The organism is Eggerthella sp. BIOML-A4, assembly GCF_009875575.1.
GTDB lineage: Bacteria > Actinomycetota > Coriobacteriia > Coriobacteriales > Eggerthellaceae > Eggerthella > Eggerthella lenta.
In genome coordinates this window covers 165,135-180,248 of the sequence record NZ_WWRX01000004.1, presented here as the reverse complement: position 1 = coordinate 180,248, position 15,114 = coordinate 165,135, and the positions used below count along the sequence as shown (strand labels likewise).

Annotated in this window: 14 protein-coding genes and 2 tRNA genes; 5 read left to right on the top strand and 11 right to left on the bottom strand. The window is 63.5% G+C overall.

Features of this window, described 5'->3' with window-relative positions; genetic code table 11:
- The first annotated feature begins 89 nt into the window (after positions 1-89).
- Positions 90-326 carry a helix-turn-helix domain-containing protein gene (locus tag GT613_RS04795; RefSeq protein ID WP_009304218.1) on the top strand — a complete coding sequence of 79 codons (237 nt, stop codon included), beginning with the start codon at positions 90-92 and terminating at the stop codon, positions 324-326.
- A 177-nt stretch (positions 327-503) separates the two neighbouring features.
- On the opposite strand, the gene GT613_RS04790 is transcribed toward GT613_RS04795, so the two are convergent.
- The 8 genes from GT613_RS04790 to tig form a co-directional block, all read right to left on the bottom strand.
- A complete protein-coding gene (locus GT613_RS04790) occupies positions 504-875 on the bottom strand; it encodes a helix-turn-helix domain-containing protein (RefSeq protein ID WP_009304217.1) in 372 nt (123 codons plus the stop codon).
- The gene (locus GT613_RS04785) at positions 872-1,246 is read right to left on the bottom strand and encodes a type II toxin-antitoxin system RelE/ParE family toxin (RefSeq protein WP_015760848.1); all 375 of its coding nucleotides are present in this window, start codon (positions 1,244-1,246) and stop codon (positions 872-874) included. Before GT613_RS04785 ends, GT613_RS04790 begins: the two co-directional genes overlap by 4 nt.
- Positions 1,247-1,417: 171 nt before the next feature.
- Entirely contained in the window at positions 1,418-1,594 is a 177-nt protein-coding gene (locus GT613_RS04780) for a hypothetical protein (protein ID WP_015760849.1), read from the bottom strand.
- Positions 1,595-1,756: 162 nt separating this feature from the next.
- Positions 1,757-2,656, bottom strand: coding sequence for a GGDEF domain-containing protein (locus tag GT613_RS04775; RefSeq protein ID WP_009608261.1), 900 nt, complete (start codon positions 2,654-2,656; stop codon positions 1,757-1,759).
- 3 nt (positions 2,657-2,659) lie between these two features.
- Positions 2,660-5,341, bottom strand: a complete 2,682-nt coding sequence (locus GT613_RS04770) for a valine--tRNA ligase (RefSeq protein ID WP_009304214.1) — start codon at positions 5,339-5,341, stop codon at positions 2,660-2,662.
- Positions 5,342-5,437: 96 nt separating this feature from the next.
- Complete coding sequence (gene clpX / locus GT613_RS04765) at positions 5,438-6,853, bottom strand: ATP-dependent Clp protease ATP-binding subunit ClpX (protein WP_009304213.1); 1,416 nt, start codon at positions 6,851-6,853, stop codon at positions 5,438-5,440.
- A 17-nt stretch (positions 6,854-6,870) separates the two neighbouring features.
- Positions 6,871-7,494: an ATP-dependent Clp protease proteolytic subunit gene (locus GT613_RS04760; RefSeq protein WP_009304212.1), complete on the bottom strand. Its 624-nt coding sequence runs from the start codon at positions 7,492-7,494 to the stop codon at positions 6,871-6,873.
- Between the two features lie 164 nt (positions 7,495-7,658).
- Positions 7,659-9,146 carry a trigger factor gene (tig, locus tag GT613_RS04755; RefSeq protein ID WP_009304211.1) on the bottom strand — a complete coding sequence of 496 codons (1,488 nt, stop codon included), beginning with the start codon at positions 9,144-9,146 and terminating at the stop codon, positions 7,659-7,661.
- Positions 9,147-9,449: 303 nt separating this feature from the next.
- Between tig and GT613_RS04750 the strand changes: the two genes are divergently transcribed.
- Both GT613_RS04750 and GT613_RS04745 read left to right on the top strand, forming a co-directional pair.
- Positions 9,450-10,037, top strand: a complete 588-nt coding sequence (locus GT613_RS04750; protein WP_009304210.1) for a DUF308 domain-containing protein — start codon at positions 9,450-9,452, stop codon at positions 10,035-10,037.
- Positions 10,038-10,178: 141 nt separating this feature from the next.
- Entirely contained in the window at positions 10,179-10,541 is a 363-nt protein-coding gene (locus GT613_RS04745; protein ID WP_009304209.1) for a hypothetical protein, read from the top strand.
- Between the two features lie 164 nt (positions 10,542-10,705).
- Here GT613_RS04745 and GT613_RS04740 read toward each other — a convergent pair.
- Positions 10,706-10,790 (bottom strand) — tRNA-Leu (locus GT613_RS04740).
- A 139-nt stretch (positions 10,791-10,929) separates the two neighbouring features.
- Between GT613_RS04740 and sstT the strand changes: the two genes are divergently transcribed.
- On the top strand, positions 10,930-12,186 hold the full coding sequence (sstT, locus tag GT613_RS04735; protein ID WP_009304208.1) for a serine/threonine transporter SstT: 1,257 nt from the start codon (positions 10,930-10,932) through the stop codon (positions 12,184-12,186).
- Positions 12,187-12,250: 64 nt separating this feature from the next.
- On the opposite strand, the gene GT613_RS04730 is transcribed toward sstT, so the two are convergent.
- Complete coding sequence (locus GT613_RS04730) at positions 12,251-12,826, bottom strand: DUF4230 domain-containing protein (protein WP_009304207.1); 576 nt, start codon at positions 12,824-12,826, stop codon at positions 12,251-12,253.
- A 308-nt stretch (positions 12,827-13,134) separates the two neighbouring features.
- A complete protein-coding gene (locus tag GT613_RS04725) occupies positions 13,135-14,793 on the bottom strand; it encodes an NYN domain-containing protein (RefSeq protein ID WP_009304206.1) in 1,659 nt (552 codons plus the stop codon).
- 223 nt (positions 14,794-15,016) lie between these two features.
- Here GT613_RS04725 and GT613_RS04720 point away from each other — a divergent pair.
- Positions 15,017-15,093 (top strand) — tRNA-His (locus tag GT613_RS04720).
- Positions 15,094-15,114: the final 21 nt, after the last annotated feature.

Below are 15,114 nucleotides of genomic sequence, written 5' to 3'. Positions count from 1 at the left end.
GCGACGAGCGCCCTTCCCTCCCTTAACGATCATGCAATGTTGTATATAGTCCGTTGTTATATACACAACATCCACGATACGCTGCGACGATGCGAAACATACTTCAAATAAAAGTCGGTCTGCGCATCAAGGATCTGCGAGCCGTCCACGATGTCAGCCAAGAGCGGTTCGCCAACAAAATCGGCATGGACCGCACCTATCTGGCCTCCATCGAGGTCGGGCAGCGCAACGTCACCCTGCAGAACCTCGCGAAAATCGCGAACGGGTTCGACATGACGCTTTCCGAGTTCTTCGAGGGTATTCCCCGCGTCGACCCAAATACCTGACCATTTCGATCAGCGGTTCGTTCGTCGCGGTCTTTATTATACCTACATGTTGTATAAATACAACAAAAAGGTAACGAATGACGATAAATCCGCAACGAGCGGCATTGCCATACCAACGCCGTCCCGCAGCGCAACGGAATCGCGAGGCTCCGTCGCTGGTCGAGACGATCCCCTCCGTCAGTCCGCCGCCAAGGCGCACGCCTCTTGCTTGAAGAGCGGATGATCGGTACCCAGACCCTGAAGCTCTAACGAGACACCGGGAAGTTTGGCCGTGATCTCGAGGGTGCCGCCCAGGCTGGTGATGTAGCGCCGCAGCGTCTCCACCTGCATGACGTCGATGCTGCCGTTCTCCAGGTCGGAGATGCGCTTCTGGCTGACGCCCATCTTGGCGGCGACCTCCTTCTGCGTCATGCCGCACGCCTTGCGCGCCTGCTGCAGCTCATAGCCCTTGATCTTCGCCTCGACGAGAAGACGGCCTTCCTCCAACATTTCAGGAGTGATGTCAGGACGCGTTTCAAGAAATTCTTCGATGGAAAGGCTCTTCTTCATTTCTCATCCTCCAACTCGCTCAAATGCTGTCGGTAAAGCCTATCGGCTCTCGGAATAGCCCGCGCATACCAACGATTCCATCGCTCGCGGGTTCCGCCAGCCGATTTGTCGCCCGCCAGCAGCGTCACCGCACGCCGCTTCGGGTCGAACGCGAACAATATCCTGATCTCGCTTCTGCCGGAAGAAGGAGGTCTAAGCTCTTTCATGTTCTTGAACGACGAACCTTTCACCGTGTCCACAAGCGGCCTTCCCAGTCCTGGGCCCACATCGCGAAGCTCGTTCAGCGCCACCGTCACACCGATGATCGTCTCCTTATCCTGCTCCTTAAGCCATGGAGCTATCAGGCTCAGGTCAACTTCCCAGTTCCCCATAATATACCTCACACGTTATTTTATGTCCAGCATTCCTCCTCGTTCAATGATAGCGACGCGATCTCACGCGCAGATGGCAGGGATCTAGCGCGGGTTCCCCCTGAATCCAGCGCCTTTCCCACGCCGCCCCAACGCGGTTTCCACGCGCGGCACCTACGAATCCAACGCGGATTACACGCGGTTCACCGACAAATCCAACGCGGTTTCTATACGATTCAAAAGAGCCGTCGCCCCTGCAACACGAAAACGCCCCCTGTGCATCTTCGGGATGCACAGGGGGCGCAAGTAAAGCTGACTACATGAGTCCGCGATGCTTCCACCTTTGAAGCGCTCGTTGATCGCCTCCATGATGGCACCGTCCTGCGGTCGTTTCGCTCAGGATGGCAACGTGCGGAGCCCTGGCGGCTTCGTCCAGAACGACGAATCGCACGGGTTCCTTCGACAAGTGGCTCGATGGCCGAACGCCGGATCGCAAAATCAACCGCGCACCTCGACGGCGCTCCGCACGCCCTAGCGCTCAACCCACCTTCGGCCGCTTTCCTTCGCCCGGTACATGGCAACGTCAGCGCGATCCAGCAGCGAGCGAACGGTGTCATCCGGCCGCACGAAGCACACGCCGCAACTTGCCGCAAGCGAGAACGACCCCGCCTCAGCCTGGAACGCATGGCGCTCGATCGCGTCGATCTCAGCGAACAGACGCTCCAGATCGCCTTCCGAAAGTCCTTTCGGCGCGCACAGCACGAACTCATCGCCGCCGAAACGTCCGACCCACCCGTCGAAAGAGCGTGAGAAACTGCGCATCTTGCTCGCGAAGTACTGCAAGGCGTCGTCGCCGGCAATATGCCCGTACGTATCGTTGATCTGCTTGAATCCATCGATGTCGAGCAGAACCACGGCGGCCTCTCCCGCCGGCGATCCGCCACGTGCAGCCTGAACGAGAGATTCCAGCTCGTTGTTGATGAAGGTCTTGTTGTACAGCTTCGTGAACCCGTCGCGCACGGCGAGTTCGTTGAACTTCGTGATCATTTGGGTGATCTCGATGTTGTCGCGCACCTCGATGTCGGCCACCAGCAGGCTGTCCGTCACATCCTTGATCAGCTCGAGCACAAGCTCGGCGCCCTCTATGTCCATCGGCACGCTGGTCACGTGAAGCACGCGACCGTCGAGGTACTCGATCTTGAACACGGCGTCCTGCATCGTCAGGCAAGCGCGCGACGAGCAGTTGAGACACGGATCGTCCTGGTTCCACAGCTGGTAGCAGGGACCGTCGACCTCGATCAGACGATCCCCATCGCGGTCGTACGCGAACACCCGGTGGTCGCGCGGATCGACCAACCGGTAATAATCGAATCTCAGCAGGTCGGTCGCGGCGCTCGCAACCTCAGGATGGATGCTCGCGTACGGGAACACAGGCTACCCCAGCTCCGCCAGCTGCGCTTCCACGCGAGCCAGCTTGTCGGTCATCTCGGCATGCTTGGCGCGATCCTTCTCCACGATCTCGGGCGCGGCCTTCGCCAAAAAGCCCGGGTTCGACAGCTTCTTGCCCAGCTTCGCGGCGTCGGCGGCCAGCTTCACGCGCTCCTTCTCCAGGCGGGCGCGCTCGGCTTCAAAGTCCACCAGGCCCGACAGCACGATGTACACCTCGAGGCCCGGCGCCAGCGTCACGCTGGACTCGGCCGGCTTCTCCACGTCGGCGGCCATCTGAAGCGAGGCCACATTGCCCATGCCCTCGATCAGCCCGCGCTGCGCCTCCAAGCGCGCGATGTCGTCCTCCCCCGCTTTCACGGCCACGGCCAGCTGCGTCTTCGGCGAGATGCCGTAGCGGGCGCGCGTGCTGCGGATGGCCGATACCGTCTCGCACACCATGTCGATGGCACGCTCGGCATCCGCGTCCACGTACTGCGCCAGCGCATCGGCATCGGGCCATGCGGCCACGATGAGGTACGGCGCCTCCGTGCGGTCGATAGGCAGCTGCTGATAGATCTCTTCCGTCACGAACGGCATGATGGGGTGCAGCAGGCGCAGCGCCTGGTCGAGCACGAACACGAGGTTACGCTGGCACGCCGCGCGATCCTCAGGCGAGCCGTTCAGGCGCGCCTTCGAAAACTCGATGTACCAGTCGCAGAACTCGTTCCAGAAGAACGAGAACAGCTCGCGCGTGATCTCGCCGAACTCGAAGTTCCCGTACGCCTCGTCGACGCGGGCCACGAGCCCCGCCAGGCGCGAGAATATCCAACGGTCGGCCGGCGTCACGGGCTCGGGCGCGCCCGGCACGTAGTCGTCGAGGTTCATCGTCACGAAGCGCGCCGCGTTGCGGATCTTGTTCGCGAAATTGCGCGAGCTTTCCAGCTTCGCCTCGTTGAACTTGAGGTCCTGCGCACCCGTCACCTGCATGAGCAGGCCGAAGCGCATGCCGTCGGCTCCGTAGTCCTCCATGAGGCGCAGCGGGTCCACGCCGTTGCCGCGGCTCTTCGACATGGGCTTGCCGTCGGCGGCCATCACCGTGGGATGGATGATGACGTGCTCGAACGGGATGCGATCGGTGCAGTACATGGATGCCATCACCATGCGCGCCACCCACAAGCCCATGATGTCGCGAGCCGTGGACAGCACCTGGGTGGGATACGCCTGCTTCATCTGCGGCGCGTCCATGCCCTCCTCGGTCCAGCCCATCGTGGCGAACGGCCACAGCTGCGACGAGAACCACGTGTCCAGCACGTCCTCGTCCTGGCGCACGGGCTTCCCGCACACGGGGCACGTCTCGACGTCCTCCACCGACGCGTCCTCCCAGCCGCACTCGTCGCAGTAGAACATGGGGATGCGGTGGCCCCACCACAGCTGGCGCGAGATGCACCAGTCCTTGAGGTTGTCCAGCCAGTCGAGGTACACCTGCTTCCAGCGCTCGGGGTGGAACTGGATGGAGCCGTCCTCCACCACGCGCGCCGCGTCCTGCTTGAGGCCGTCCACGGCCACGAACCACTGCTCGGACTCCCAGGGCTCGAGCTTCGTGTGGCAGCGGTAGCACGTCATGACGGAGTGGTCGTGGTCCTCCACCTTCTCCAGCAAGCCCAGCTCGTCGAACGCGGCCACGACGGCTTCGCGGGCCTCGTCGCGGTCCATGCCGCTGAACGCGCCGAAGCCGTCCACCACGTGCGCGGTCTCGTCGAAGATATTGATGCGCTCGAGGCCGTTGCGCTCGCCCATCGCCCAGTCGTTCGGGTCGTGCGCGGGCGTGGTCTTCACGCAGCCGGTACCGAACTCCCTGTCCACGTGCCAGTCGGCGAAGATGGGGATCTCGCGGTCGACGAGCGGCAGTTTCACCGTCTTGCCCACGAGGTGCTTGAAGCGCTCGTCCTTCGGGTTCACCGCCACGCCCGTGTCGCCGAGCATCGTCTCGGGGCGCGTCGTGGCCACCACGAGGTACTCCAGGCCGTCCTCGGGCTCGGTCAGCGGGTAGCGCAGGTACCACAGGTGCCCCGCCTCGTCCACGTACTCGGCCTCGTCGTCGGAGATGGACGTCGTGCAGTGGGGGCACCAGTTCACGATGCGCTTGCCCTTGTAGATGAGGTCGTCGTGGTACCAGTCCACGAACAGCTTGCGCACGGCCTTCACGTAGGCCGGCTCCAGCGTGAAGTGCTCGTCGGCGTAGTCGCACGAGCAGCCCATGCCCTTGATCTGGTTCACGATGGTGGTGCCGTACTCCTTGTACCAGTCGTAGCACGCCTCGATGAACGCCTCGCGGCCGATTTCCAAACGGCTGATGCCCTGGTCGGCCAGCTTCTTGTCCACCTTGGTCTGCGTGGAGATGCCGGCGTGGTCGGTGCCGAGGATCCAGCGCGTGGGACGGCCCTGCATGCGGGCGCGGCGGATGCACGTGTCCTGGATGGTGTCGTTGAGGGCGTGGCCCATGTGCAGCACGCCCGTGATGTTCGGCGGCGGGATGACGATGGTGTAGGGCTGCCCCGTGCCCGCGCCCAGCTCGGGCGTGCGCTGGAAGTAGCCCGCGTCCATCCACGCGTCGAAAAGCGGGCGCTCGTGGGCGGCGAAGTCGTAGTCGATCTTCTTGCCGCTCTTGTCGTTCGTGTTATCGGCCATGATCTGCTCTTTCGTCCTCAAAGTCTCTCAAACCGAAAAGCGGGCGCGCCGCTCGTCCGCGATCCGCCCGCTCGTTTACCGTATCCTGCGCCCGCGCTACGCGCTTTGCAGGCTTGCCGCATCGCCCGCCGGAAGAGCTTCCGCCCCGTCCGTCGGCTCGATGTCGGGCTTTGTCTCCCCCGTGATGTCCGTCGCACGGATGGTCACCGTCGACGGGCCTTTCTGCTCGGGCAGGTCGTACATCACGTCCTGCAGCACGCGCTCGCAGATGGAGCGCAGACCGCGGGCGCCCGTGCCGTGCTCCACCGCTTCGTGAGCGATGACTTTCAAGGCTTCCGGCTCGAACGTCAGCACGGAATCCTCGAACTCGAACATCTTGGTGTACTGCTTCACCAGAGCGTTCTTCGGCTCGGTGAGGATGCGCACGAGATCTTCCTCGGAAAGCTCGTTGAGCGACGTCACCACGGGGATGCGCCCCACGAACTCGGGGATCATGCCGTACTTGTTCAGATCCTCCGGCAGCACGCGCGCCAAAAGCTCGGCCTCGGCGTGCTTCTTGCTCTCGGGCAGCTCGGCGTTGAAGCCCAGGCCCTTCTTGCCCACGCGGTCGGCGATGATGTCGGCAAGCCCGACAAACGCGCCGCCCAGGATGAACAGGATGTTCGTGGTGTCGATATGGATGAGCTCCTGCTGCGGGTGCTTGCGGCCGCCCTGCGGCGGCACGCTGGCCTCCGTGCCCTCCACGATCTTCAGCAGCGCCTGCTGCACGCCCTCGCCCGACACGTCGCGCGTGATGGACAGGTTCTCGGCCTTGCGGGCCACCTTGTCGATCTCGTCGATGTAGATGATGCCGATCTCGGCGCGCGGGATATCGAAGTCGGCCGCGGTCATGAGCTTGAGCAGGATGTTCTCCACATCCTCGCCCACGTAGCCCGCCTCGGTGAGGGTGGTGGCGTCGGCGATGGCGAACGGCACGCGCAACGTGCGGGCCAGCGTCTGCGCAAGCAGCGTCTTGCCCGAGCCCGTGGGACCCAGAAGCATGATGTTGCTCTTCGCCAGCTCCACGTCGCCGTCTACGGCGTCCGCGCCCAGGCTGATGCGCTTGTAGTGGTTGTACACCGCCACCGACAGCGCGCGCTTCGCCTGCTCCTGGCCCACCACGTGCTCGGAGAGCTCGGCGTACAGCTCGTGGGGCGTGGGCAGGTCGGCCAGCACGTCCTCCGGCGCCGGATCGGCGACCGAAGCCGTCACGACCCCGTCGCCCACCCGCGCGTGACGGCCCTCCTCGGCGTGGGAGAAGCCCTCCGCCATTGCTGCCTCGTCGTGGCCCGGAACGCTCAGCCCCAGGTCGCGCATCATGGCATCGGCGCACACGGAGATGCACTCGTCGCAGATGTAGATGCCGTTCGGCCCCGATATCATGGCCGCCACCTGATGCGGCTGCTTGCCGCAGAAGGCGCAGGCGATATCGGCGTCTCGGCCTTCGAATTCGTCGTCGCGTCTGTCGTTCATGTATCCTGTTCGCTTCTCTACTCGTCGGTGCTCGGCGCAACCGCGCGCGAGGTGGTGATGCGGTCGACCAGGCCGTAGGCGACGGCCTCTTCGGCGGTCATATAGTTGTCGCGCTCGGTGTCGTTCTGGATGGTCTCCAGCGTCTGGCCCGTGTTGTCCGCGAGGATCTTGTTCAGGCGGTTGCGGGTCTTCAGCATGAAGTCGGCCACGATGGCGATCTCGGTCTGCTGGCCCTGCGCGCCGCCGGACGGCTGGTGGATGAGCACCATGGAGTTCGGCAGGCACAGGCGCTTACCCTTGGCGCCGTTGGACAGCAGCACGGCGGCCATAGAGGCGCACTCGCCCAGGCAGATGGTGGACACATCGCACTTGATGAAGTCCATCGTGTCAAGGATGGCAAGACCCGCGGTCACCGAGCCGCCCGGCGAGTTGATGTACAGGGAGATGTCCTTGTCCGGATCGGCGCTCTCGAGGTGCAGCAGCTGCGCCACCACAGAGTTGGCCACGTTGTCGTCGATCTGCTCGCCCAGGAAGATAACGCGATCGTTGAGCAGGCGGGAGTAGATGTCGTAGCTGCGCTCGCCGCGCGGGGACTGCTCGATAACGTAGGGAATCAGTGCTGATTTGGGATCAAAGCTCATAAGGTTGCCTCGCTTGTCTCTTGCGGCCGCTCGGCGGCCTGCTTGCGTTTATGCCATAGTGAGGTTTATCGCTGCGCTGTGCAAGGCCGGGGTACCGTTTCGTTACCTCGAGCCGCCCGGCGACGCGCGGATGCGCGGCCGGACGGCTCGATGTGCTCACGGTGCTATTCTGCGTCGTCGGCCTTGGCCTCGACGTCCTCGTCCTTCTTCGCAGCCTTCTTCGGAGCGGCCTTCTTGGCGGGCTTCTTCGCGGGCTCGTCGCCTGCGGCCTCGTCCTTCTTGGCCGTCTTCTTGGCCGCAGCCTTCTTGGCCGGCTTCTTTTCCTCGTCCTTCTTCTTCGAGAGGTCGAGCTCGGTCACGACGGCCTTGTCCATGATGTCCTTCACGGCCTTGGTGCGGATCACGCCCTGGCGCACCATGTGCAGCTGGCCGTTCGAGCGCCACTCGGCCTCCAGAGCCGCGGGATCCTCGACGCCGCTCTTCACGAACTCCTCGGTGACCTCCTCGGCCGTAGCCTCCATGCCGAAGTGGCGGGCCCACGCGTCAAGCGCGAGATCCTGCTTGGACATGTCCTCGGCCTGCTTCTTCACGTCCTCCTTGAACTGGTCGGGCGTGATGCCTTGCTGGGCGAGGTACACGTCGAAGGTCATGCCCTGGCTCTGCAGCTGCTGGAAGAAGTCCTGGATCAAGCTGGCCTCCGCGTCCTCCAGCATGGCCTCGGGGACGTCGCCCTCCACGCGCTCGGCGAGCGCGTACAGGCAGGCGTTCTCCTTCAGGCGCGGCATCATGTCGGCCTTCTGGCTGGTGACGGACTCGGCGATGCGCGCACGCAGGTCCTCGACGCTTTCGAAGCCCATCTGCTCCTTGGCCCACTCGTCGTTGACCTCGGGAACGATCTTCTTCTTGACGACCTTGACCTCGACCTCGAAGTTGATCTTCTCGGTCTTGCCGGCCAGCGCGGACAGCATGATGGGCGGATCGGCGGGCATGTCCAGCGTGAACGTAGCGGTCTGGCCCTTCTTCAGGCCCACCAGCTGCTCGTCGAACTCGGCCGGGAACAGGTTCGCGCCCAAGCCGTAGGGACGGTTCTCGGTCGTGAGCGACGGAATCTCCTCGCCCTTGTCGTCGGTGGCCTTCATGGCCAGGTCGATATAGCTGTCTTCCTTCACCTTCGTGGCGGCGGAAGCGTCCTCGAACGAGTAGTAGTGCTCGCGCAGGGCGTCGATCTGCTCGTCGATCTCGGCATCGGTCGTGCCTTCGGCGGGCAGCTCGATCTCGACGGGCTCGTAGCTGGAAATCTCGATCTCGGGCTTCACCGTGACGGTGAACGAGAAGGTGTAGGGCTTGCCGGCCTCGACGAGGTCCGTCTCGTCGAATTCAGGCTTGGCGATGGGGTACAGGTCGCAATCGTCGATGGCGAGAGGATAGGTGCCGTTGACCACGTCGTCGGTGACCGTCGCGCGCACGGCTTCGGCGCCCAGGGCGTTGTCGATGATCGGGCGCGGGGCCTTGCCCTTGCGGAACCCGGGGAAGTTGTACTTGTTGGCGAAGTCCTTGTAGGTCTTCTTGATGCGGGCATCGATGTCCGCGGCATCGACGGTAACGGTCACTTTCGTGCGGTTATCTTCCAATGCCTCAACTTTTGTTTCCACGTAACTATCCTCCATCATTCATATGTCGCCTTGCGGCATCGTTCGGTGCGACTGCCTTGGCCTTCCCTTGCAGCGATGCGTTACGACCTGCAAAGCAAGCCAAGCACACCGAGACGGAATTATCGCACATATGCGCCCAGCCGGGAAGTAAAGATGAGGCAGGTTCACGAAGAACCGACGAAACCGGGACGCAACCAGGGTGCAACGGAAACGAAACCGGGGAACCGCCCGTTGAAAATTCCGCCGGCATCGAAAGTCATGCTACCATGAGACGACTTTCGACAAGGACGCAAGGAGCCCCTTATGCCCCAGGACCGCACCCTCAAAGCCATCAAATCCCGCAGCCGCAGCGAGCAGGTGTCGGTGGTCTCGCTGCTGCTCCTGCCGCTTTTGGGGATGTGCTGCCTGCTGATCCCCGACACCGTCACCGACGCGCTGCCGTATCTGCTGGGAGGCCTCATGGCGGTATCGGGCGCGGCGGGCCTCGTGTACGCGGTTGCGCACGCGAGCGGCGCGCGAGCCGACGCGCGCAGCCTCGTCGAGGAACCGGCCGTGCTGGGGCGGGCCGTGGTCATGTGCGTGCTCGGCGGCGTCATCCTCGTGCAGGGACATGCCTCCATCAGCTTCGTCGGCGTGATGTGGGGCCTCCTGGGCCTGTACAAGGCCGCCGACGAGATCGACGAGGTGGTGCACGCGCTCAAGGGAAGGAGGCCCTTCGCGTTGAAGCTGGCATTCACCGTGTTCGAGATGGTGCTGGCCGTGCTGCTTATCATCAGCCCGTTCGCGAACATCGAGCACCACGTGCTGTTGCTGGGCCTGGAACTGATCGCCTACCCCTTCCGGATCGAGTCGGGCGATTCGGGCAAGCTCACCGTCGAAACGGAAGCGTAGCGCCATTGGACGGCAAGGAAGGCGCCTCTTGCCCGAATCTCGAAGGTTACAAATCGATTTTGCCCTCCCGCTAATCGCCCGATCACGGTATCATGAAGCCGAAAGCGAAACGCACCCGAAACGCAGCAGCCGGAGGCTTCCATGCCCACCATCGATCTCAACATATTGCAGGAACGCGAGCTGGCGCGCTTGCTGGACTACGAGCGCGCAACGTGCACCGTCGACGGCGACCTCGTGTATCACTGCGCCTTCCCCTATCGCCCCGACGACGACCTGCAGGTAGAGCTCATCGCGCACGGCGCGCTCATGCAGAAAATCGACGACCGCCGCGGCACCGTGGTCACCATCACGTCGGACGGCTACTCCTACTTTCCCATGCTCAAACAGGAGGAAGAGGAGCGCAAGCGCCGCGAGCGTCGCGAAACGCGCCTCGTGGGCACCGCCGCTTTGTTCGCCGCCCTCAGCGTAGTCATAGGCTTTCTGTTGGGAAAGTTCTTCGCCTAGCTCGCCCGAACGCCGAAGCTGCGAGCCTTTTTCTGCTCATGCACGCTTTTGTCAAGCGCATGCGGGTCCAACGATGCGTTTAGCTTGACAAAAGCGTGCATGGGAAACGGACGCGCAGCCTTCGCATCCCGCATTGGGGCGAAGCGCGCCGCGACGTATCTTGATGGTGCGGGCGAAAGGACTTGAACCTTCACGAGTTTCCCCACCAGAACCTAAATCTGGCGCGTCTGCCAATTCCGCCACGCCCGCACGCGTTGCATCGCGCCCGAAAGCGCGCAGCGACCATGATACCAAAAACGGCGGGAAAGAAAACCGTCGTCCGAACGCTTTTCGTGCGCGCGCCCTCTTTCTGCTACTATGATGCGACTCAACGGGAAAGGAACGCATCATGGGAATCAAGAAGGTCGTCCAGGCGTGGAACTCGGTCAGCCTGGTGAAGCGCATCGTCATCGGACTGGTGATCGGCGGCGTGCTGGGCGTGGCGGTGCCGAACATCGAGGTCGTCGAGCTGCTGGGCACGCTGTTCGTGTCGGCGCTGAAAGGCGTCGCGCCGATTCTGGTGTTCTTCCTGGTTATCAGCGCGCTTGCGAACGCTCGCGCAGCCGGATCGATGAAAACCGTCGTGCTCCTGTACGTGGTGAGCACGTTCGTCGCGGCGCTCGTGGCCGTGGTGGCCAGCTTCCTGTTCCCCATCGAGCTCACGCTGAGCGCTCCGGCGGCCGACCAGAGCTCGCCGTCGGGCATCGGGGAGGTGCTGGGCGCGCTCGTGATGAACGTGGTGTCGAACCCGGTGGACGCGCTTATGAACGCGAACTACATCGGCATCCTGGCTTGGGCCGTGGTGCTGGGCATCGCGCTGCGCGCCGCGTCGCAGAGCACGAAGGACGTGTTCGCCAGCGTGTCCGACGCCGTGTCGCAGGTGGTGCGCTGGGTGATCTCGCTGGCGCCCTTCGGCATCTTGGGCCTCGTGTACACCACGGTGAGCGCGAACGGCCTGGAGATATTCACCGAGTACGGCCAGCTTCTGCTGGTGCTGGTGGGCTGCATGCTGTTCATCGCGTTCGTCACGAACCCGCTGCTGGTGTTCTGGGGCATCCGCAAGAACCCCTACCCCCTCGTGCTGCGCTGCCTGAAGGACAGCGGCATCACGGCGTTCTTCACGCGCAGCTCGGCGGCGAACATCCCGGTGAACATGGAGCTGTGCCGCAAGCTGGGGCTGGACAAGGACAACTACTCGGTGTCCATCCCGCTGGGAGCCACCATAAACATGGCGGGCGCTGCGGTGACCATCTCGGTCATGGCCATGGCGGCCGCCCACACCATGGGCGTGTCCATCGATCTGCCCACCGCCGTCATCCTCAGCGCGCTGGCAGCGGTGTCCGCCTGCGGCGCGTCGGGCGTGGCAGGAGGGTCGCTGCTGCTCATCCCGCTGGCATGTTCGCTGTTCGGCATCGGCAACGACGTGGCTATGCAGGTGGTGGCCATCGGCTTCATCATCGGCGTGGTTCAGGATTCGTGCGAGACGGCGCTCAACTCGTCGTCCGACGTGCTGTTCACCGCCACGTCGGAGTACCGCGAGTGGCGCAAAGCCGGCAAGGAGATCACGTTCGGCGAGGATGCGTTCAGCGAGAACGAGCTGGCGTAAGGGGAACGGTTCCTCTGCAAGAAGAAGGGCGGCTCCAGGGCCGCCCTTCTTCTTGCACGCGTTGCTATTGGTCGACCACCGTCACCGTATAGGCGTTGTCGCCGACGGTGAAGGGCTTCAGCAGGTTCTCGACCAGCGTATGCGCCTGAGCCTTGGCTTGCTCCAGCATGTTAGCCTGGTTCACCTTGCCCTCGGCATCTTGCTGCGCCACCTTCAGCGCCTCGGCCGTATCTTGCTTGTTCTCCCAGTTGAACAGCGCGAACGATGAATCGTAGAACTCGAGGGAGTTCGGGTCGATCTCGATGCCCAGAAGCTGCGGCGCCGGCAGGCTCACCGTGATGGCGTTGCCGCTGACCTCGACGCGGGCCTGCGCCAGATCCACGCCTGCGCGCACCTCGGCATCGTAGACCATGGTGAAGGCCTTCTTCGTGATGAAGTCGATGTCGCCGTTCTCGTAGCGCACGAGGCCGCGGTAGTCCAGCTTGGCCGTGGCAAGCTCGCTGCAATCGGACAGCTGCTCCTGGATGGACGTGGACGACAGCGAGATGCTGGGCTCGAACGTGCGCTGCACGGCGAGCGTTCCGAACACGCCGGCCGCGATCAGCGCGACGGCGACGATAACCATGACTATCTTCTTCATGCCTCTCCTACCTCGTCAGCTTTCACGCTGCAAGGATATCATGGGAGAAGAACCCGAAAACGCCGCCTCACGACTTCAACGAACGGTTGTTGCCCGACCGTCACGAGCCGGGATGCGCCGCCGCGTTCGTCCATTTCCGCGCCCGCGAGTTCGCACGGCATCGGGCAGGGAGTCCAAGTCCTCGACTTATGCGCGCCTCTGCCAAGGGGGCGCGGTATTCCGCTCGACGCCCCGAGCGCAGACCACGAGCCGTAATCGGGCGGCTCCCTGCGGCACCGCACGAGAAACCCCTCGCGGGCGATTCGCGCTTATCGGTCGAGGCGGGCGTAGGATTGGCCGTCGCGCTGCTCCACCTTGATGCCGTCCAGGTCGTCGAGATAGGGCCTGAACTGCGCGTAGCCCAGATCGCGCAGCTTGAACGTGCGGAACTTGCCGCGCACGCGCTTGCCCAGCACGGACAGCGCGATCCCCTCCGGCTCGGCGGCGGCCACGGTCTGGCGGATGAACGCCTCGGGGTCGGACGGGGCAGCGGCGCCTTCGGCGACAGCCTTCGCAGTCGCTTTGGCTGGACGCTTCGGTGCGCGCTTCGCGGGCGCTTCGGACTCCCGCTTCGGCGCTTCCCCGACGGGCTCCTCCTGCGTCGCCGTAGCCTCGGCGACCGGCTGCTCGGCCTTGGGGGCCTTCGCCCTCGCGGGCTTGCGCTTCGGCTTCGCAGCGGGCTTCTGCTCCTCGGTTGGCGCGGCGGCCTGGGCAGGCACCTCGCCGTCCGAGCGCTCACCCTTCTCGGTCTGCTTCTTCCCCGCCTGCTTGCGCCCTTCCGAGCCTCTCGAGCGAGAAGCAGCCGCGCGCATGCGGGCGGCACGTCCGGGACGGTTGTCCGAGGGAGGCTGCTCGGCAGGCTCGGCTTCGACGACAGGTTCGGCCAGACGATCATGCTGCTCGCCTGCGGGCTCCGCTGAGAGTTCCGGTTCCTGAACCGGCTTCTCCTCGGTAGCCTCGGATCCCTGCTGCGCCGCGACCTGATCCTTGCGACGACGCGGCTGACGGCGCGACGCGGGCTTCTTCTCGACCGGCTTCGCCTCAGCGGCGCCCTGTGCGTCCGTCGATCCTTCAGATTCTGCAACCGGCGCGTCTTTCACGTCGTCGGCCTGCTTGGTCTCGGGTGCCTGCTCTGCCTCCGGGGAAGCGTCCTTCGGAGCGTTCGCACCCTCAGCCAGCACCACGGCCACCGAGCTGCCGTCCTTGATGATCTGCACGCTGGCGAACTCGTCGAGCAGCTTCGACAGCAGGTTCGTGCCGTAGCTGCGCACGTCGAAGTCGGGGTAGCGCTTCAGCAGACGGCTGCCCACCTCTCCGAGCCCCGTCGACTTGCCGTTGTTCTGGTTGTCCGTGATGATGTTCACCACGGCCTGCTCGATCTCGTCCTTGCTCATGGTGGTGGTTCCAGCGCCCTGGCCGTTCGACGACGAGCCCTGGTCGTGACGGTTCCTGTTGCGTCCGCCCGACTTGCCGCCCGTGTCGCCCAGCAGAAGCTCCAGCGTGGTGAAAATGTCGCATGCCTTTCTGAACGGCGTGGGCGTCTTCTTCTCGCCCATGCCGATGACCGTGAGGCCGCTTTCGCGGATACGGCTGGCCAGACGCGTGAAATCGCTGTCGCTCGACACGATGCAGAAGCCCTCCACCGAGCGCGTGTACAGGATGTCCATGGCGTCGATGATCATGGCCGAGTCGGTGGCATTCTTGCCTTGAGTGTAGCCGAACTGCTGGATGGGCGTGATGGAGTTCTCCAGCAGCGCGTCTTTCCACTTGGCATGGAGCGTGAGCGTCCAGTCGCCGTAGATGCGCTTGTAGGTGACGGTGCCGTACTTCGACAGCTCGTCGGTGATGGGCTTTATATATTTCGCCGACACGTTGTCGGCATCGATCAAAAGTGCGAACCGCTTTTCAGACGATTGCTTGATATCCACGTAGTGCTCCTCATTCCGATTGCGGGAGGGCCGGATGCCCTGCCCCTCGGGCGTCGACTCTTCTTCGGGCGCCGCGCTAGGCAGCCGTTTTCGACGTCTTGGATGATTCTATACTACTTGAAAGCAAGCGATCGACAGGCGTTTGCAAAATGGTTGATACATTTTGCTCATATTCCTCTTGCACTCCCGGTAGAAAATCCGTATACTACCACCTTGCGCCTTGGTGGGTGTAGTTCAGTCGGCTAGAACGCCAGATTGTGGCTCTGGAGGTCGTGGGTTCGAGTCCCATCATCCACCCCAGCGCGAGTTTGAAAAAAGTAC